Consider the following 18,167-nt stretch of genomic DNA (forward strand, 5'->3'; position numbering starts at 1 on the left):
TGCTTAGTAGCTGCTACGGCCACCGCCGAAACCGCCACCGCCGCCGCCGCTACGGCCACCGCCGAAACCGCCGCCGCCATTGCCGCCGCCGAAGCCGCCGCCGCCGAAGCCGCCACCGCTACGGGGTGGGCGGGGTTCCATAGGACGGGCTTCGTTGACAACGAGGTCACGGCCGCCTTGGTTTTGGCCGTGCAGGCCTTCGATAGCAGCTTGCGCTTCGGCATCGCTGCTCATTTCGACAAAGCCGAAGCCCTTCGAACGACCGGTGTCACGTTCCATCATGACCTTGGCGCTGTTGACGTTGCCGAATTCGCTGAACGCTTGCTCGAGGTCTTGGTCGCGGAAAGAGTACGGCAGGTTGCCGACGTAAAGTTTGTTGCCCATGGAGGACTCCTGAAAAAACACTTGAAAACGCGATGGAGCCCTATGCAGTCAACTACCAGTGACAACTTTAGAGACGCAAACGCACCTGCCCAACTACTCATTGCTTTGCGGAAAGGCTTGGACATTATGAGTCATATATACCCTTATTGCTGCCTCAAGGTTCATTTTTCGCTGTGACTACAACACTTTCAGTGTCGGTAATTACCCGGTACCCTCGGCTTGTGTCGGCGATCTGACTACAATTGCGGCTTGTCTTTGGGGAGTAGCCGTTCGGTGTGCAAGGCACCGAAAGCATGTATCAACAGACTTGGGTTCTCACAACCTATGGTGCATGCGGTTCCAGGCATCCGTTCTACGGAGGCCGAGCTGGGCGAGACCATTGACTGCGCGCCGATCCACATGGCCGGAGTCGGTGCGCAGTCAATGCGTTCGTGTCGTCCGGCCTGTTTACCCAAAGTACCCCCACATGGAAGCCTTTTTTGTTTCAACGGCCATCGTCGCCATCGCCGAGATGGGCGACAAGACGCAACTGCTGGCGCTCGTTCTTGCCGCGCGTTTTCGCAAGCCCTGGCCTATCGTGCTGGGCATTCTGGTGGCCACGCTCGCCAACCATGCACTGGCTGGCGCTGCCGGCGCCTGGGTCACCACCTTTCTCGGCCCGCAGACTCTGCGCTGGGTGCTGGGCGCGTGCTTCGTCGCCATGGCGGTGTGGATGCTGATTCCCGACAAGCTCGACGAGGAAGAAACTTCTGGCGTTTCGCGCTGGGGCGTCTTCGGCACGACGCTGGTGGCCTTTTTCCTGGCCGAGATGGGCGACAAGACGCAAATCGCCACCGTGGTGCTGGCCGCCAAGTACAACGCCTTCCTGTGGGTGGTGGCCGGAACGACGCTGGGCATGATGCTGGCCAATGCGCCCGTGGTCTGGCTGGGTGAGCGCATCACGCGCCTGGTGCCGCTGCCCATCGTGCACAAGGTGTCGGCCTCGATTTTCCTGGTACTGGGCCTGCTGGCCTGGTGGGCCCCGGGCGTCGACGTTTTGGCATAATAGAAGTTACACGCGCCGATTTGCCATAGCTTGCGGGCGCTTTATAAATCCAGCTAAAGACCCGTCCGACGACATCTCGACCCGGCCTCGTTTTTAGCGATGCCGGGTTTTTTTATGTCCTTCATCGCCACTCCTTTGTTCATGCATTTCGAGGACGTCCTGCCGCTGCAGGGCGGGGCCTCGATCCACCACTACGACCTCGCCTACGAGACCTACGGACAGCTCAATGCCGACCGCTCGAACGCCGTACTGGTATGCCATGCCCTGAATGCTTCGCACCATGTGGCCGGGGTGTATGCCGACCAGCCCAAAAGCGAGGGCTGGTGGGACAACATGATCGGCCCGGGCAAGCCGGTCGACACCAACCGTTTCTTCGTGATCGGTGTCAACAACCTGGGCTCTTGCTTCGGCTCCACCGGCCCCATGCACAGCAACCCCGATACGGGGGAGATCTACGGCTCCGATTTCCCGGTGATCACGGTGGAAGACTGGGTGGATGCCCAGGCGCGCCTGCTGGACCAACTGGGCATTTCCCGGCTCGCGGCGGTGCTCGGCGGCAGCCTGGGCGGCATGCAGGCGCTGTGCTGGTCGCTGCGCTATCCCGAGCGCGTGGCCCACGCCGTGGTCGTGGCCAGCGCGCCCAACCTCAACGCCGAGAACATTGCGTTCAATGAAGTCGCGCGCCGGGCCATCGTCACCGACCCGGACTTCCATGGCGGCAACTTCTATGCCCACGGCGCCGTGCCCCGGCGCGGCCTGCGCATCGCCCGCATGATCGGCCACATCACCTATCTCAGCGACGATGTGATGAATCAGAAGTTCGGCCGCCAGCTGCGCGACGGGCTGGACCTCAAGTACAGCACCCAGGACATCGAGTTCGAGATCGAAAGCTATCTGCGCTACCAGGGCGACAAGTTCAGCGATTATTTCGACGCCAACACCTATTTGCTGATCACCCGCGCGCTGGACTACTTCGATCCGGCGCGCGCCCATGCGGGCAATCTGACCCAGGCGCTGGCGGCCAGCCAGGCCCAGTACCTGCTGGTGAGCTTCACCACCGACTGGCGCTTTGCGCCCGCGCGCAGCCGTGAAATCGTCAAGTCGCTGCTGGAGAACCAGCGCCGCGTGAGCTACGCCGAAATCGACGCGCCCCACGGTCACGATGCATTCTTGCTCGATGACCCGCGCTACATGGGCGTCATGCGCTCTTATTTTGAAAGCATCGCGAAGGAGATCGCATGACCGAAAAATCCACCATGGAGGCGATTGCACGCCTGGTGCCCAAAGGCGCACGCGTGCTGGATCTGGGCTGTGGCGATGGCGGGCTGCTGTCGCACCTGCAACGCGAGCGCGGCTGCACCGGCTATGGCGTGGAGCTGGACGACGCCAATGTGCTGGCCTGCGTGCGCCGCGGCGTGGACGTGCTGCAGCTGAACCTGGAAGACGGCCTGGCGATGTTCGGCGACAACAGCTTCGACGTGGTGCTGCAGATCGACACGCTGCAGCATCTGCGCAATGCCGAAGTGATGCTGCGCGAGACGGCCCGCATCGGCCGCATGGGCATCGTCGCCTTTCCCAATTTCGCGCACTGGCCCAACCGTCTGTCGGTGCTGCGCGGGCGCATGCCGGTCACGCGCCGCCTGCCTTACCAGTGGTACGACACGCCCAACATCCGCGTGGGCACGTTCAAGGACTTCGAAGTGCTGGCGCACAAGAACCGGCTGAGCGTGCGCGACGCTTTTGGCCTGCAGGACGGCGAGACCGTGCGCTTCATGCCCAATCTGCGCGCCGGAACGGCCGTGTTCTGCCTGGAAAATGAATGAAGAAGCACCCCCTGAGCGGCTTACGCGGCAGGGGCCGTCCCCCGCTTCCCCCTCTCATCCTTCGGTGGAGGGGGACGGCAGCCTCGCTGCGGGGCGGCCCTTGCTCGCTGCCCCTGAGCTGGGTCATGCCGGTTTCAAAGGTTGCGTGCGGTACGATGACTTTGTCTCAATGTGAAGCAAAGGTAGATCATGGTTTTGCTGCGGTCATGCAAGAAAACGGTGCTGGCCAGTGCGCTGGCGTGGATGGCCCTCGCGGGGTCTGCCCAGGCCCAGCCGGTGGCGGCGCAGGCCCAGGCCTGGCCGCCCAAACCCGCGCTGATCGCGCACCGCGGCGCTTCGGCGCTGCGCCCCGAGCACACGCTCGCGGCCTACCAGAAGGCGATTGACGACGGGGCCGACCTGATAGAGCCAGACCTGGTCATCACGCGCGACGGCGTGCTGGTGGCGCGCCATGAAAACGCCATCGCCATCCTCAAGGCCGACGGCACGATCCAGGAGGCGACCACGGATGTGGCCGACCACCCGGAATTCGCGGCCCGGCGCACCACCAAGACCATAGACGGCAAGCCCATCACCGGCTGGTTTGTCGAAGATTTCACACTGGCCGAACTCAAGACGCTGCGCGCGCGCGAACGCATTCCGCAGCTGCGTCCGGCCAATGCGGCCTACGACGGGCAGTTCGAAGTGCCCACGCTGCAGGAAGTGATCGCCCTGGCACGCAGCCAGAGCGAGCGCACCGGCCGCACCATCGGCCTGTACGTCGAGACCAAGCACCCCAGCTATTTCCAGTCCATAGGCCAGCCGCTGGAAACGCCCCTGCTCGAGATCCTGGCGAAAAACGGCCTCAACCGCGCGGATGCGCCGGTCTTCATCCAGTCGTTTGAAGTCGACAACCTGCGCGCGCTGCACCAGCAGACGCCGGTGCGCCTGGTGCAGCTGCTGACGCCCAAGGGCAGTCCGTTCGACCAGAGCTTGCGCCACGGCGCCCAGGCCAGGACTTACGCGCAGATGAGCACGCCCGCGGGCCTGGCCGATATCGCGACCTATGCCCAGGCCGTGGGGCCGAGCAAGACCATGGTGATTCCGAATGTCGACGGCGGCCATGGCCAGCCCACCGCGTTGGTCCGGGATGCCCATGCCGCGGGCCTGCAGGTGCATGTCTGGACCCTGCGCCCGGAAAACGCCTTCCTGCCCGAGCGCCTCAAGGGCCAGCCGGTGGCGCAAGCCTCCCAGCGCGGTGACGCCCGGGCCGATATGGACGCTTTCCTGCGCACCGGCATCGACGGCGTGTTCACCGATGATCCGGCCGTCGGTCGCGCGGCCATCACGGCGCTGAAATGAACACCCCCTGAGCGGCTTACGCCGCTCCCCCCTCTCATCCTTCGGTGGAGGGGGGCGACAGCCTCGCTGCGCGGCGGCGCTTGCTCGCTGTCTCCTTGCTGGGGCACGCCAGTTTCATAAGCTGCGGGACAATAGGGCATCGCTTTAGGAGCTTTTGCCATGAATGCACGCATCCCCGCCACCGTTCTGGACCCGGCCCTCGCACTGGAGCGCGTCAGCGCCCAGTGGGACCGGGACATCGTCGGTCAGCTGACCGAGTACATCGCCATTCCCGCCAAGTCGCCGATGTTTGCGCCCGACTGGGAGCAGCAGGGGCATCTCGAGACCGTGCTGCGCAATGCGGCGGCCTGGGTCGAGGCGCAGAAAGTCGCCGGCCTGACGCTGGAAATCGTGCGCCTGCCGGGCCGCACGCCGGTGCTGTTCTTCGAAGTCGCGGCGACCCAGTCCAAGGCGCAGGGCAGCGTGCTGATGTACGGCCACCTCGACAAGCAGCCCGAATTCGAAGGTTGGCGCAGTGATCTGGGTCCGTGGACGCCCAAGTACGAAGACGGCAAGCTCTACGGCCGCGGCGGCGCCGACGACGGCTATGCGGTCTACGCCAGCATCGCCGCGGTGCAGGAGCTCAAGCGCCAGAACGTGCCGCATCCGCGCATCTGCGGATTGATAGAGACTTGCGAGGAAAGCGGCTCGCGCGACCTGCTGCCCTATGTCGATGCGCTGCGCCCACGCCTGGGCGAAGTGGCCCTGGTGATCTGCCTGGACAGCGGTGCGGGCAACTATGACCAGCTGTGGCTCACCACCAGCCTGCGCGGCATGGCCAGCGGCACGCTCAAGGTGGAAATCCTCACCGAAGGCGTGCACTCGGGCGATGCTTCTGGCGTCGTGCCCTCGTCGTTTCGCATCATGCGCCAGGTGCTGGACCGGCTCGAAGACAGCGCCACCGGCCGCCTGCTGCCGGCGAGCTTTCACTGCGAAGTGCCGGCCGACCGGCTGGCCCAGGCGCGGGCCACGGCGGCCATCCTGGGCGACGAGGTCACCAAGCGATTTCCCTGGGCGCATTACGACTGCGGCGGTGCGACCACGTTCGCGTTGCCGACCACGACCGACCCGGTCGAATCGCTGCTCAAGCGCACCTGGGAGCCCACGCTGAGCGTGACCGGTGCCGAAGGCTTTCCTTCGATGCAGAACGCGGGCAATGTGCTGCGTCCTTACACGGCGTTCAAGTTGAGCCTGCGCCTGCCGCCGCTGGTCGACGCCGCATCCTGCGTGCAGGAGATGAAGGCCTTGCTCGAAGACAACGCGCCCTACCAGGCCAAGGTGACCTGGGAGGGCTTGAGCTCTTCCAGCGGCTGGAATGCCCCGGCCATGGATTCCTGGTTCGAGCAGGCCCTGCACAGCGCCAGCCGCGCGCATTTCGGCGCATCCTGCGGCTACATCGGCCAGGGCGGCACGATTCCGCTGATGAATCTGCTGAGCCAGGGCTTTCCCAAGGCGCAGATGATGGTTTGCGGCGTGCTCGGCCCGAAGAGCAATGCCCATGGACCCAATGAGTTCCTGCATGTGCCCTATGCCAAGAAGCTCACGGCCGCGGTGGCGCAGGTGATAGCTAGTCTTCCAATCACCCCCTGAGCCGCTTACGCGGCATGGGCCGCCCCGTCTCCCCCCTCTCAACCTTCGGTGGAGGGGGGCGCCCGGCCAGGGACGGCAGCCTCGCTGCGGGACGGCCCTTGCTCGCTGCCCCCTTGCTGGAGCGCGCCAGTTGCATGGGGCGTGGGTACTTTTTTAATCCTGCGTCAGTGTCGCCAATGCCGCCAGGGGCGCGGTTTCGGCGCGCAGCACGCGTGCGCCCAGGCTGACCGGCGCAAAGCCCGCCGCGCGCGCCAGGGCCTCTTCCTTGGGGCTCAGGCCGCCTTCGGGGCCGGACAGAAAGACCACCGATTGCTGTGCGGGCGCATGCTGGGCCGCGGCTGCGCGCAAGGGCTGGGTGCCTTCGCCCAGCGACAGCAGCAGCCTTGCCTGCAGGGCTGCGGGGGGCGCGCTTTTGAGCCAGTCTTCCAGGTCGATCGCGGGGTGGATCAGCGGCACGCGGTTGCGCCCGGATTGCTCGCAGGCAGCCACGGCAACGGCCTGCCAGTGGGCGCGCTTTTTCTCGCCGCGCTCGCCCTTGAGCTTGAGCACGCTGCGCTCGGCGAGCAGCGGCGTGAGGCTGGTGGCGCCCAGTTCGGTGGCTTTTTCCACCAGCCAGTCCATGCGTTCGTTGGCGGTGATGCCGGCGAGCAAATGGACTTCGCGCGCGGTCTCACGCTCCACGGGCCGGTGCGCGCCGACCTGTACCTGCACGTCGCTGCGGCCCATGCGCAGCACGGTGGCATCGAACTCGCCGCCGGCAAAGCCTTCACCCGCCTGGCCTTCGAACAAGGTGATGCTGTCGCCAGGTTGCAGGCGCAGCACCTGCACATGGCGAGCGGCTCCGGCTGGCAGATCCAGCGTGTCGCCGGTGTGCAGCGGAATGGGGCAGTGGAATCGGGGCATGGGCAGTGGGAAAGAGGGAAGGAAAGGGGGCCAGGCCCCCTTTTTTGTATTGAACGGCAAGAGCAGCAAGCAAATGCTGCTCCCGGCTTACATGCGCCCGTAGGCGTAGCCCTCGACGGCCTGGATGTTCTCGATCTCGTCGATCACTTTCAGCATGGGCCCCAGCAGGCGGTAGCGGTTGGCCGTGGCGCGAATGTAATGGATGAAGCGCGGCGTATCGGCCAGGTATTTGGGCTTGCCGTCGCGCAGCGTCAGGCGCGCGAAGATGCCGGCCACCTTGAGGTGGCGCTGCAGTCCCATCCATTCGACGGCGCGGTAGAACTCGCCGAAATCGTCACCCCAGCCCGTGGCGCTGGTCGCGCCCACCAGGCCGGCCTTGCGCGCCTTTTCCCAGTAGCGCACGGTGATATCGATGATGAAATCTTCGTCCCAGCTGATGAAGGCGTCGCGCAGCAGGCTGGCGATGTCGTAGGTGATGGGGCCGTAGACCGCGTCCTGGAAGTCGAGCACGCCCAGGGGGGCGCCCGGGGTGCGCGGCAGCATCAGGTTGCGCGTCATGAAGTCGCGGTGCACATAGGCGCTGGGGGCGGCCAGGTTGTGCGCGACGATGGCGTCAAAGGCCTTGGACAGCGTGGCCTGCTGCTTGTCGTTGAGGGTCACGTTCCTGTGCTGGGCCACATACCAGTCGGGGAACAGGGCCATTTCACGGCGCAGCAGGGCTTCGTCATAGACGGGTAGCACGCCGGGGCGCGAAGCCTGTTGCCAGATCAGCAACTGGTCGCAGGCCTCGCGGTACCAGGGCTCGGCGTCGCGTGGTTTGGCCGGGTCCAGGCGTTCGATCAGGGTCTGGTTGCCCAGGTCGCTGAGCAGCATGAAGCCCTGGGCCTGGTCCCAGGCAAGAATGTCGGGTACTGTCAGGCCGGCGGCCGCAAGCAGGGCCTGCACCTTGACGAAGGGCGCGCAGTCTTCCTTGTCGGGCGGCGCGTCCATCACGATGAGGCTGTCGCCGTTCACGCAGTCCAGGCGCAAATAGCGGCGAAAGCTCGCGTCGGCCGAGGCCGGACGCAGGCTGTCAGGCAGCAATTGGTGCGAAATGACGAGGGGGGCGAGCCAGGCCGCAAAGGCGGCTTGGCGATCGGCATTGGGCCATATAACGCTGGCAGTGGGGGAGATTGGGTGGCTCATGGATAATCGGATTCTACAAAGACGCCTGTTGGTCCGCGCGCAAGCGCAGGACTGTGCCCCTCAGCTTTCCACCCATTCGCCCAACGTGCCCTTTCGCCAGCACCCTATTGCATTGCCCACGCCCTGCCCGCTGCCCCGGCGGCGGCAGCCGTCCGGTCTGCCGGCCGTCCGCCCCCTGGCGTGGTGCATGGCCCTGGCCTGGGCCGGTTTGGCCCAGGCGCAGGAAGCCCCTCTGGAGCCCTTGCCCGCTCCGGTGCTGCGCGCCAGCCCCATGCTGAAGGAAACGATTACCGATGCGACGCGTTCGCTGCAGCCGGTGTATGTGCGCGGGGATTCCATCCTCGGCCAGACCGATGTGCACACGGTGATCGACGGCCATGCCGAGCTGCGCCGCAGCGACACCATCGTGCGTGCCGACCGCATGGAATACACCGTGGCCGACGACCGGGTGCAGGCCGAAGGCCAGGTGCACATCAACCGCGCCGGCAACGTCTATGACGGCAGCCGGCTGGATCTGGAAGTCGATGCCTTTCGCGGCTATTTCGCGGACGCCAACTACCGCTTCCTGGTCACCCAGGCGCATGGCGATGCGTCAAAAATAGATTTTCTGGACCACGAGCGTTCGGTGGTCCATGACGCCACCTACACCACCTGCCAGCGCGACAACGAAGCCAGCTGGGAGCCGGACTGGGTGCTCAAGGCCAAGGTGATTCGCCTGGACCAGGGCGAACAGGTCGGCGTGGCCGAAGGCGCATCGCTGCAGTTCAAGGGCCGGACGCTGCTGCCCATTCCCAAGATGAGCTTTCCGCTGTCGGACAAGCGCAAGTCGGGTCTGCTGCCGCTGACCATTGGCCTGGACAGCATCAGCGGTGTGGAATACGTCCAGCCGTATTACTGGAACATCGCGCCCAACCGCGACGCGACGCTGACGAGCACGGTGATGACCAAGCGTGGGGTGAACCTGGGGACGGAGTTCCGCTACCTCGAACCCAACTACAAAGGTCAGTTGCGGTTCGATTACATGCCAAGCGACAAGCTGCGCGACCGGGACCGCTGGTCCTACGGCTTGAAGCACCAGGGCCTGGTGGCCTCGCCCTGGGGAACGTTGTCCTTGGACATGAACCTCAACCGGGTGAGTGACAACAATTACTGGCGCGATTTCACACGCAACAACAGCGGCGCCAACCGCGTGCTCAACACGCGCCTGCTGCCCAGCGATGCGAGCCTGAGCTGGTTCGGTCCGGACATGACGCTGCAACTGCGCACGCTCAAGTGGCAGACCTTGCAGGATGTGGCCTCGCCCATTGTTCCGCCGTATGACCGCATGCCGCAATTGCAGTGGCGCTATACGCCGCTGAACCTCGACCATGGGCTGGATCTCACGGTGGAAGCGGACACCACCCGCTTCGAAGCCGATCCGCTGCGGACCCGCCAGACCAACGCCCAGCGCAGTTATGTGATGGCGGAACTCAGCCGGCCTTTCCTGGCGCCTGGTGGCTTCTTCACGCCCAAGCTCAAGCTGCATGCAAGCCATTACCAGTTTGACGACCGCCTGAGCAACGGCATGGGCGCGACTTCGCGCACCCTGCCCACGCTGAGCCTGGACAGCGGCCTGGTGTTCGAGCGCGAGACCAAGCTGTTCGGCCGCAACCTGCTGCAGACGCTGGAGCCGCGCGCTTTCTACACCTACACGCCGTATCGCAATCAAAGCATGCTGCCGGTGTATGACACGGCGCTCAACGATTTCAACCTGGCGACGATTTACAGCGACAACAACTACAGCGGCCAGGACCGTATTGCCGACAACAATCTGCTGACCCTGGGCGTGACCACGCGCTTCATCGACGCCGACACCGGTGCCGAGTCGGCGCGGCTGGGCGTGGCCCAGCGGGTGCGCTTTTCCGACCAACGCGTGACGCTGCCGGGCGAAGTGCCGGCGACCGACCGTCTGTCGGATATCCTGTTCGGTGCCTCGATCAACTGGACGCCCAAGTGGGCGCTGGATGGCGCGGTGCAGTACAACCGCGAAACCGGCCATTCCGAGCGGACCACCATTGGTGCGCGCTACAGCCCCGGCAGCTACCGCACGGTGAGCGCCGCCTACCGTCTGCAGCGCGGCACCAGCGAGCAGGTCGATGTGGGTTGGCAATGGCCTATCCGCAATCCCTGGGCGGCCGAGGACAAAGGCCGCAACGGCGGGCGCTGGTACTCTGTGGGACGGTTGAACTACAGCATCCAGGACCGCAAGCTGGTGGACACGGTGGTGGGTTTTGAATACGACAGCTGCTGCTGGGTCGGGCGCGTCGTGCTCGAGCGCCTGCAAAGCAGTATCACCACCGCGAATACCCGGTTGTTGTTCCAGATCGAGTTCGTTGGCTTTTCGCGGCTGAGCCTGGGGGCCAACCCCTTGCAAAGCCTGAAAGACAATATTCCGCGTTACCAGGCCCTGCGCCAGCCCGGCGCGGCGCCCAGCCGCTTCAGCAATTACGATTAAACAAAGCACCTGCTCCATGCGTTTCACCTCTTTGACCCCTCGCACTTTTGCCATGGGCCTCGTATGCCTGGCCTCTTTTGTCGCCGTGGGCGCACAGGCCCAGGGCCTGCGTCTGTCCGACGGGCCGAACGCGTCCTTGTCACGGGCCCTGGACGGCAGCGCCCGTGCCGTGCCGGGCAATACCGGCGTGCGCTCGGCGGATTTCATCGTGGCCGTGGTCAATTCCGAACCGGTGACGAACAACGAAGTGCGCGACCGCATGAGCCGTGTCGCCCAGTCCATCGCTGCCCAGGGGGGGCAGGTGCCGTCCAAGGACGTGCTGGCACGCGAAGTGCTCGAGCGCCTCATCCTTGAAAAGGCGCAGCTGCAAAGCGCACGTGAGCAGGGCATCAAGGTCGACGACTATGCAGTCGACCAGGCTGCGCAGAACGTGGCCCGCCAGAACAGCCTGACGCTGGAGCAGATGCAGGCGCGACTGTCCGCCGACGGCATCAGTCCCACGCGTTTTCGCGAAGAACTGCGCAACCAGATGCTGCTGCAGCGCCTGCGTGAGCGCGAAGTGGACGGCCGCGTGCGCGTGAGCGAACTCGATATCGACCAGTACCTGCAGGAGCAGCGCAAGACCGGCGACGTGGCCAGCATGACGCTGAACCTGGGCCATGTCTTCATCGCCGTGCCGGAAAACGCCTCGCCCGCCGTGGTGGCCCAGCGTGAAGCCCGTGCGCGCGAAGCGCTGGAAAAAATACGCGGCGGTCAGGATTTCAGCGCCGTGGTGCGTGACTATTCGGATGCGGCCGAGGCCAAGGACGGCGGCGCGCTGGGCCTGCGTTCGGCGGACCGTTACCCTGAGCTGTTTGTGCGCGCCGTGGCGTCCACGCCGCAAAACGGCGTAGTCGGACCGCTGCGCTCGGGCGCGGGCTTTCACGTGCTGAAAGTGCTGGAGAAGTCACAGCTGGGTGCGGCCACCGTGGTCACGCAGAACCATGCGCGCCACATCCTGCTGCGCCCTTCCGATCAACTCACGGAAGGCAAGGCCGCGGCGCTGCTGGCGGATTACCGCCGCCGCGTGCAGACTGGACAAGCCCGCTTTGAAGACCTGGCACGCGAGCACTCGCAGGACGGCAGCGCCAAGGAAGGCGGCGACCTGGGTTGGGCCGGTCCCGGCGCTTTTGTTCCCGAATTTGAAGAAGTCCTGCGCCAGCTCAAGCCTGGCGAGGTCAGTGAACCTGTGGTGTCCCGATTTGGCGTGCACCTGATCCAGCTGATCGATCGCCGTCAAGCGACGCTGACGCCGCGTGAACAGCGTGAGTCGCTGCGCAACGTGGTGCGTGAGCAAAAGCTGGAAAAAGCCTACAACACCTGGATTCAGGAAGTGCGTGGGCGCGCCTATGTGGAATACCGCGATCCCCCGCAATAAGGTTTTGGTTTGAAACACATTCCCCGCAAACGCTTCGGTCAGAATTTCCTGACCGATGGCGCCATCATCGATTCCATCGTCCAGGCCATTGGCCCCCAGGCCGGCGATCCCATGGTGGAGATCGGTCCGGGCCTGATGGCCCTGACCCAGCCGCTGGTCGAGCGCCTTGGCCGGCTCACCGTGATCGAGCTCGACCGCGACCTGGCATTTCGCCTGCGTCTGCGTTCGGAACTCGACGTGATCGAGTCCGACGTGCTCAAGGTCGATTTCGCCGCCGTGGCGCAGAAGCTGCAGACGCAGAAGCTGCGTGTGGTCGGCAACCTGCCCTACAACATCTCCACGCCCATCCTGTTCCACCTGCTGGAATATGTGGACCTGATCCAGGACCAGCATTTCATGCTGCAAAAGGAAGTCATTGACCGCATGGTGGGCTCTCCGTCCACCGCGGCCTATGGCCGCCTGTCGGTGCTGCTGCAATGGCGCTACGCCATGCAGGAAGTGCTGTTCGTGCCGCCCGAGAGCTTTGACCCGCCACCCAAGGTCAACAGCGCCGTGGTGCGCATGGTGCCGCGCGCGGAACCCGCGCCCGTGGACAAGCGCTTGCTCGAAGAGCTGGTGCAGGTGGCTTTCAGCCAGCGCCGCAAGCTGCTGCGCCACACGCTGGGCCGCTGGCTCGAGGAAAAGAAAGCCTACGCCGGGAATTTCGACGTCAAGCGCCGTGCCGAAGAAGTGTCGGTGGACGAATACGTGGCCCTGGCCGCGGAAGTCGGTGCGGCCGGCTAGGTGCCTCGCCCACCGATGGACGTAAAAAAGCCCCGTGAGGGGCTTTTTGCATTTCTGTCGCGCCCGCTGCGGCGCAGCGCTCAGAGGAACGAGTAGAAGCAGCGGAACGAGATCTTGCGCTCGGCCCAGTACTCGGCCGCATCCCGGAAGCTGTCGAGCAACTGCTCGCGCACTTCCTTGTCGAACTTGGTCGTGGTCGGAATCTGGTCGAGCACCAGGATAAAGCCCGGTTGTGGCCCGGCCTTGTGCAGCGGATCGGTCAGGCAGTCGTACAGGGCGTCGAAGTTCTTGCCGAAGTGGGCCGGAAACATGAACTGCGTGGCAATCAGGTCCAGTATGTCCTGCTTGGTTTGGGCATGGGCCAGATTGGCGTAAAGGAAGTGGTTGCCCAGCACCTTGGCGGCATCCTGCAGATCCTGCACGCGATAGGCGCGGATGGACTGCACGATGTTCTGGCGCACATTGCGCAATGGGAGGTCTGGGTTCTTACGAAGTGGCGTTTCCATCTCCGTGGTTCTTTCTTTGACTAGGCTGTCCACAGGCGGTGCAAGAGGGCTGTCGTCCGGTGGCGAAAAATAGGACTCGGAGAAGGGCCCGTCAAGGCACCCTTCGCGGCCAGCGGCGGCGGGTGTCGGTTGCGGCTTCATTCGATGATGTAGTGAAAACTGGCGTAATGGTCGCGGGTGTAATAACAGGCCTGGGGTATCTGGGGCTCAAGACCGCCACACACAATGCGTTGCGCGCCACGGTCGCGCGAACGCGGGGTCTCTACGGTGTATTCCCGGTAATAGCCCCGTTTGCGGCTGGGCAGGATGCGTTCACGGTTACCAAATACGCTGCCGTCCTTGGCGTAGGGAAAGGGCCCGCCTTGGCGGATCAGTCCATACGTTCTGCGACCCTGGGGCGGCAGTTCGGACAGCGCAATGGAGGACAGTTCTGGGGACGTTTGGGCCCCGCGCGCAGACGCCGCAAGCGGCGTAACGGCACAGGCTGTCCCCAAAACGATCGCAAAACCTGTCTGCAAAAACCGGGCGACGACAGCCTTCAGCATCAAAAACACCTTTCAGAAACTCAGGGAAGCCCCGAAATTTCGACCTGCTAGTGTGACGCATCACCCCCCAAAAAGCAAGCGCCTGCCCAAATATTGGGCAGGCGCTTGGCTTTTATCCGCCGCTGATGGCGGCAGATAAGGGTCTGGGGCCGCGCGTTGGGCCCCGGTTTCAGCGCGCGGCGTTGGCGTCGGCGACGGTCAGGGCCGTCATGTTCACCAGGCGGCGCACCGTGGCGCTGGGGGTCAGGATGTGCACCGGCTGGGATGCGCCCAGCAGCACCGGGCCGATGGCAATGCCGCCGCCGGCCGCGGTCTTGAGCAGGTTGTAGGAGATGTTGGCCGCGTCGATGTTGGGCAAGACCAACAGATTGGCGTCACCCACCAGGGTGCTGTGAGGCATCAAGGCGGCACGGGCCTTGCCGTTCAAGGCCACATCGCCGTGCATTTCGCCGTCAACTTCCAGCCAGGGGGCCTGAATGCGCAGCAACTCCAGGGTAGCGCGCATTTTCACTGCGCTTGGCTGCAGGCTGGTGCCAAAGTTCGAATGGCTCAGCAGTGCGACCTTGGGCTTGATGCCGAAGCGCATCATTTCCTCGGCCGCCATGATGGTGATCTCGCACAGCTGCTCGGCCGTGGGGTCGTAGTTCACATGGGTGTCGACCAGGAACACCTGGCGCTCGGGCAGCAGCAGGCCGTTCATGCAGGCATAGGTCTGCACGCCGGCACGCTTGCCCAGCACCTGATCGATGTAGTTCAGGTGGTGGGCGGTCTGGCCCCAGGTGCCGCAGATCAGGCCGTCGACTTCGCCCTTGTGCAGCAGCATGGCGCCGATCAGCGACAGGCGGCGGCGCATTTCGATCTTGGCGATCGGGGCGGTGATGCCCTTGCGCTCGGTCATGCGGTGGTAGGTCTGCCAGAAGTCGCGGTAGCGGTGATCGTCCTCGACGTTGACCACGTCGTAGTCGCGACCGTGTTCCAGGCGCAGACCGAATTTTGCGATGCGCTGGGCGATGATGGCCGGGCGGCCGATCAGCGTGGGGCGGGCAATGCGCTCGTCGACCACGACCTGTGCGGCGCGCAGCACGCGCTCTTCCTCGCCCTCGGCATAGGCCACGCGCTTCTTGGCGGCTTTCTTGGCGGCCATGAAGATGGGCTTCATCGTCGTGCCTGAAGCGTAGACGAAAGTCTGCAGGTGCTCGCGGTAGGCATCCATGTCCTGGATGGGACGCTGGGCCACGCCCGAGTGGGCCGCGGCCTGGGCCACGGCCGGCGCGATCTTCATCATCAGGCGCGGGTCGAAGGGCTTCGGGATAAGGTATTCGGGGCCGAACACCAGCGGCTCGCCGGCATAGGCGGCGGCCACTTCTTCGCTTTGCTCCGCCTGGGCCAGGTCGGCGATGGCATGCACGGCCGCGATTTCCATCTCCAGGGTGATGGTCGTCGCACCGCAATCGAGTGCGCCGCGGAAGATGTAAGGGAAGCACAGGACGTTGTTGACCTGGTTCGGGTAATCCGTGCGTCCCGTCGCCATGATGACGTCATCGCGCACGGTTTTGACATCTTCTGGCGTGATTTCTGGGTTGGGGTTGGCCAGCGCAAAAATGATGGGACGTGCGGCCATGCCGGCCACCATCGCGGGCTTGAGCACGCCGCCGGCCGACAGGCCGAGGAACACATCCGCCCCGACGATCACTTCGGCCAGCTTGCGCATGTCGGTATCGCGCGCGAACTGGGCCTTGTCTTCGTCCATCAGCTCGGTACGGCCGGTATAAACCACGCCGGCGAGGTCGGTCACAAACACGTTCTCGCGCCGCAGACCGACTTTGAGCAACAGGTTCAGACAGGCCAGGGCGGCAGCGCCGGCGCCCGAAGCGACCAGCGTGACTTCCTCGATCTTCTTGTTCGCCACCTTGAGCGCATTGATCATGGCCGCGGCCACGGTGATGGCCGTGCCGTGCTGGTCGTCATGGAAGACGGGAATCTTCAGGCGCTTGCGCAATTCGCGCTCCACGTAGAAGCATTCGGGCGCCTTGATGTCTTCGAGGTTGATGGCGCCGAAGGTCGGCTCCAGCGCGGCGATGACTTCGACCAGCTTCTTGGGGTCCTTTTCGTCAATCTCTATGTCAAAAACGTCCACACCTGCGAACTTCTTGAACAGTACGCCCTTGCCTTCCATCACCGGCTTGGAAGCGAGGGCGCCAATGTCGCCCAGGCCCAGCACGGCCGTGCCGTTGGTGATCACGCCGACCAGGTTGCCCCGGCTGGTGTATTTGAAGGCGGCGTTGGGATCCTTGACGATCTCTTCACAAGGGGCGGCCACGCCAGGCGAGTAGGCCAGGGCCAGGTCGTGCTGGTTGGCCATGGGCTTGGTCGCCGCGATGGCCACTTTGCCGGGCTTGGGAAACTCGTGGTATTCCAATGCCGCGAGGCGCAGCAAAGCACGTTTGTCGATGGGGGTAGGGGGGACCGTATTGTCGGACATCAAGCGTCTCCAGCTCGAGGGTGAATCAATCCGCAGCAACGATGGCTGGCCAGCGGATCGTTTATAGAGCGGCTGATTGTAGGCTCAGTGCTATAAAAAACAGAACGCGTGCGGACGCGGCTGCAAGGTCAAACAGCTGTGACCTGAATGCAATGCTGGTGATGACCGAGGGGGTGCACCAGGCTGGTGCGAAAACCGTGCGCACCGGCACGCTGCAAGCGCTTTATCCATACGAAAAACGCGGTTATGCTCATCGATCGGTAATAACACTAACCCGCATTAAGAGAAATTCATGACGCAGCCCACGATCCGTCTTTCCCTCGCCACCCCAGCCTCCCGCCACATGGCCTTGCGCGCGGCGCTGGGCATTGCCGCGACCACGGCGGCGCTGTTCAGCCCCTGGGCGCAGGCGTCGAGCCCCGCGGCCTATCCGACAAAGACCATCCGCCTGGTCGTGCCCTACTCCGCGGGCGGCTCCACCGACATTCTCGGCCGCCTGCTGGCGCAGAAGATGGGCGAAAACATGAACGCCACCGTGGTGGTGGAAAACAAGCCGGGTGCCAACGGCACGCTGGGCTGCGATCAGGTGGCCAAGGCGCCGGCCGACGGCTACACCATCGTGCTCGGCGATGTAGGCTGCATGGCCATGGCTCCCGCCCTCTATACCAAGCTGCCATACGAGCCCTTGAAGGATTTCACGATGGTCAGCCTGGTGGCGCGCAGCCCGCTGGTGCTCACGGTGGGTGCGCAAAGCCCGTTCAAGTCCATGGCCGAGCTGACGGCCGCCGCGCGCGCCCAGCCGGGCAAGCTCAACTACCCTTCGTCGGGCACGGGCGGCCCGAATCACCTGGGCGGTGAGCTCTACGCCATGCAGGCCAAGGTGAAGATCAGCCACATCCCTTACAAAGGCAGCGCGCCTTCGGTGGTGTCCCTGGTGGCGGGTGAAACCGACTTCGGCTTTCTGACGGCCGTGACCATCGATTCCCAGCTCAAGGCCGGCAAGCTGCGGGCGCTGGCGGTCGCGCACAACGAGCGTCTGGCTTCCCTGCCCGACGTGCCGACCATGAACGAACAAGGCCTCAAGGGCTTCCAGGCCGATGCCTGGTTCATGGCTGCCGTGCCCGCGGGCACGCCCCAGCCCATCGTGGACCGCCTGTATGCTGAAATTGCCAAGGCGCTGCCGGATGCGCAGGTCAAGACCAAGCTGGACGCCATGGGCGTGCTGCCTTCGGCGTTCAAGCCCGCTGCATCGGCCGACTTCCTGAAAGTGGAAGTCGCCAAGTGGCGCGACGTGATCAAGAACGCCAACATCACGCTGGATTGATCAGGCCTGGAGCCCGACCCGGTGCGTGCGTGCCGGGGATGCGCTCAGTGGCTGGGTTCCAGCGCGGGCTGGGATGCCATGGCCTGGGATTTGCGCATTTGTGCGCGGTTCCAGGCTTTTTCGTGAAAGAAGTAGGCAAAAGCCTGCACCGTGGGCTCCAGCAGACTGAGGGTCAGCGAGGCCCAGAAGTTGCGGGTCACGGCATAGGCGACGCAGGCAGCCACCACGATGTGGATCAGGTAGTAGCTGGCCGTCTTCAACAGCGTCGGTTGGTGGGCGCGAAAGATATGGCGAAGACGGGTCATG

At 64.4% G+C, this 18,167-nt stretch carries 16 protein-coding genes; 9 read left to right on the top strand and 7 right to left on the bottom strand.

Annotated features, from left to right (window positions below; all coding sequences use genetic code 11):
* Positions 1-3 precede the first annotated feature (3 nt).
* Positions 4-384 carry an RNA recognition motif domain-containing protein gene (locus tag N0K08_RS12795; RefSeq protein WP_261500763.1) on the bottom strand — a complete coding sequence of 127 codons (381 nt, stop codon included), beginning with the start codon at positions 382-384 and terminating at the stop codon, positions 4-6.
* Positions 385-850: 466 nt separating this feature from the next.
* Between N0K08_RS12795 and N0K08_RS12800 the strand changes: the two genes are divergently transcribed.
* From N0K08_RS12800 to N0K08_RS12820, 5 genes are all read left to right on the top strand, one after another.
* Positions 851-1,429 carry a TMEM165/GDT1 family protein gene (locus N0K08_RS12800; protein WP_261500764.1) on the top strand — a complete coding sequence of 193 codons (579 nt, stop codon included), beginning with the start codon at positions 851-853 and terminating at the stop codon, positions 1,427-1,429.
* 114 nt (positions 1,430-1,543) lie between these two features.
* On the top strand, positions 1,544-2,671 hold the full coding sequence (metX, locus tag N0K08_RS12805) for a homoserine O-succinyltransferase MetX (RefSeq protein WP_261500765.1): 1,128 nt from the start codon (positions 1,544-1,546) through the stop codon (positions 2,669-2,671).
* Complete coding sequence (gene metW / locus N0K08_RS12810; protein WP_261500766.1) at positions 2,668-3,252, top strand: methionine biosynthesis protein MetW; 585 nt, start codon at positions 2,668-2,670, stop codon at positions 3,250-3,252. The genes metX and metW overlap by 4 nt, the downstream gene beginning before the upstream one ends.
* Before the next feature lie 189 nt (positions 3,253-3,441).
* Positions 3,442-4,593, top strand: a complete 1,152-nt coding sequence (locus N0K08_RS12815; protein WP_261500767.1) for a glycerophosphodiester phosphodiesterase — start codon at positions 3,442-3,444, stop codon at positions 4,591-4,593.
* 159 nt (positions 4,594-4,752) lie between these two features.
* Positions 4,753-6,222, top strand: coding sequence for a M20/M25/M40 family metallo-hydrolase (locus N0K08_RS12820; RefSeq protein ID WP_261500768.1), 1,470 nt, complete (start codon positions 4,753-4,755; stop codon positions 6,220-6,222).
* A gap of 153 nt (positions 6,223-6,375) precedes the next feature.
* Here the strand turns inward: N0K08_RS12820 and N0K08_RS12825 are convergent, their stop codons facing one another.
* A complete protein-coding gene (locus tag N0K08_RS12825; RefSeq protein ID WP_261500769.1) occupies positions 6,376-7,125 on the bottom strand; it encodes a 16S rRNA (uracil(1498)-N(3))-methyltransferase in 750 nt (249 codons plus the stop codon).
* An 87-nt stretch (positions 7,126-7,212) separates the two neighbouring features.
* On the bottom strand, positions 7,213-8,310 hold the full coding sequence (locus tag N0K08_RS12830; protein WP_261500770.1) for an aminoglycoside phosphotransferase family protein: 1,098 nt from the start codon (positions 8,308-8,310) through the stop codon (positions 7,213-7,215).
* Between the two features lie 187 nt (positions 8,311-8,497).
* Here N0K08_RS12830 and N0K08_RS12835 point away from each other — a divergent pair, with 187 nt between their 5' ends.
* The 3 genes from N0K08_RS12835 to rsmA are packed head-to-tail and all read left to right on the top strand — an operon-like array spanning position 8,498 to position 13,004.
* Complete coding sequence (locus N0K08_RS12835; protein ID WP_261500771.1) at positions 8,498-10,804, top strand: LPS-assembly protein LptD; 2,307 nt, start codon at positions 8,498-8,500, stop codon at positions 10,802-10,804.
* Between the two features lie 16 nt (positions 10,805-10,820).
* Positions 10,821-12,221, top strand: coding sequence for a peptidylprolyl isomerase (locus N0K08_RS12840; RefSeq protein WP_261500772.1), 1,401 nt, complete (start codon positions 10,821-10,823; stop codon positions 12,219-12,221).
* A 9-nt stretch (positions 12,222-12,230) separates the two neighbouring features.
* On the top strand, positions 12,231-13,004 hold the full coding sequence (rsmA, locus tag N0K08_RS12845; RefSeq protein ID WP_261500773.1) for a 16S rRNA (adenine(1518)-N(6)/adenine(1519)-N(6))-dimethyltransferase RsmA: 774 nt from the start codon (positions 12,231-12,233) through the stop codon (positions 13,002-13,004).
* Positions 13,005-13,084: 80 nt separating this feature from the next.
* Here the strand turns inward: rsmA and N0K08_RS12850 are convergent, their stop codons facing one another.
* From N0K08_RS12850 to N0K08_RS12860, 3 genes are all read right to left on the bottom strand, one after another.
* Complete coding sequence (locus tag N0K08_RS12850; RefSeq protein WP_261500774.1) at positions 13,085-13,510, bottom strand: barstar family protein; 426 nt, start codon at positions 13,508-13,510, stop codon at positions 13,085-13,087.
* Positions 13,511-13,647: 137 nt separating this feature from the next.
* Entirely contained in the window at positions 13,648-14,055 is a 408-nt protein-coding gene (locus tag N0K08_RS12855) for a ribonuclease domain-containing protein (RefSeq protein ID WP_261500775.1), read from the bottom strand.
* A 169-nt stretch (positions 14,056-14,224) separates the two neighbouring features.
* A complete protein-coding gene (locus N0K08_RS12860) occupies positions 14,225-16,537 on the bottom strand; it encodes an NADP-dependent malic enzyme (protein WP_261500776.1) in 2,313 nt (770 codons plus the stop codon).
* A gap of 292 nt (positions 16,538-16,829) precedes the next feature.
* Here N0K08_RS12860 and N0K08_RS12865 point away from each other — a divergent pair, with 292 nt between their 5' ends.
* A complete protein-coding gene (locus N0K08_RS12865; protein ID WP_261500777.1) occupies positions 16,830-17,861 on the top strand; it encodes a Bug family tripartite tricarboxylate transporter substrate binding protein in 1,032 nt (343 codons plus the stop codon).
* A gap of 44 nt (positions 17,862-17,905) precedes the next feature.
* Here N0K08_RS12865 and N0K08_RS12870 read toward each other — a convergent pair whose 3' ends face one another.
* Positions 17,906-18,166 carry a DUF2061 domain-containing protein gene (locus tag N0K08_RS12870; RefSeq protein WP_261500778.1) on the bottom strand — a complete coding sequence of 87 codons (261 nt, stop codon included), beginning with the start codon at positions 18,164-18,166 and terminating at the stop codon, positions 17,906-17,908.
* Between the last annotated feature and the right edge of the window lies 1 nt (position 18,167).

This window comes from Acidovorax bellezanensis (genome assembly GCF_025421555.1).
In the GTDB taxonomy this organism is placed as follows: domain Bacteria; phylum Pseudomonadota; class Gammaproteobacteria; order Burkholderiales; family Burkholderiaceae_C; genus Comamonas; species Comamonas bellezanensis.

What these genes read in the sequence shown, in the direction of transcription:
- N0K08_RS12865 (WP_261500777.1), top strand. Translation starts at nt 16,830, where the DNA reads ATGACGCAGCCCACGATCCGTCTTTCCCTCGCCACCCCAGCCTCCCGC.
- N0K08_RS12855 (WP_261500775.1), bottom strand. Translation starts at nt 14,055, where the DNA reads ATGCTGAAGGCTGTCGTCGCCCGGTTTTTGCAGACAGGTTTTGCGATC.
- N0K08_RS12870 (WP_261500778.1), bottom strand. Translation starts at nt 18,166, where the DNA reads ATGACCCGTCTTCGCCATATCTTTCGCGCCCACCAACCGACGCTGTTG.
- N0K08_RS12830 (WP_261500770.1), bottom strand. Translation starts at nt 8,310, where the DNA reads ATGAGCCACCCAATCTCCCCCACTGCCAGCGTTATATGGCCCAATGCC.
- N0K08_RS12840 (WP_261500772.1), top strand. Translation starts at nt 10,821, where the DNA reads ATGCGTTTCACCTCTTTGACCCCTCGCACTTTTGCCATGGGCCTCGTA.
- N0K08_RS12860 (WP_261500776.1), bottom strand. Translation starts at nt 16,537, where the DNA reads ATGTCCGACAATACGGTCCCCCCTACCCCCATCGACAAACGTGCTTTG.
- N0K08_RS12820 (WP_261500768.1), top strand. Translation starts at nt 4,753, where the DNA reads ATGAATGCACGCATCCCCGCCACCGTTCTGGACCCGGCCCTCGCACTG.
- metW (WP_261500766.1), top strand. Translation starts at nt 2,668, where the DNA reads ATGACCGAAAAATCCACCATGGAGGCGATTGCACGCCTGGTGCCCAAA.
- metX (WP_261500765.1), top strand. Translation starts at nt 1,544, where the DNA reads ATGTCCTTCATCGCCACTCCTTTGTTCATGCATTTCGAGGACGTCCTG.
- N0K08_RS12800 (WP_261500764.1), top strand. Translation starts at nt 851, where the DNA reads ATGGAAGCCTTTTTTGTTTCAACGGCCATCGTCGCCATCGCCGAGATG.
- N0K08_RS12825 (WP_261500769.1), bottom strand. Translation starts at nt 7,125, where the DNA reads ATGCCCCGATTCCACTGCCCCATTCCGCTGCACACCGGCGACACGCTG.
- N0K08_RS12835 (WP_261500771.1), top strand. Translation starts at nt 8,498, where the DNA reads ATGGCCCTGGCCTGGGCCGGTTTGGCCCAGGCGCAGGAAGCCCCTCTG.
- N0K08_RS12815 (WP_261500767.1), top strand. Translation starts at nt 3,442, where the DNA reads ATGGTTTTGCTGCGGTCATGCAAGAAAACGGTGCTGGCCAGTGCGCTG.
- N0K08_RS12795 (WP_261500763.1), bottom strand. Translation starts at nt 384, where the DNA reads ATGGGCAACAAACTTTACGTCGGCAACCTGCCGTACTCTTTCCGCGAC.
- N0K08_RS12850 (WP_261500774.1), bottom strand. Translation starts at nt 13,510, where the DNA reads ATGGAAACGCCACTTCGTAAGAACCCAGACCTCCCATTGCGCAATGTG.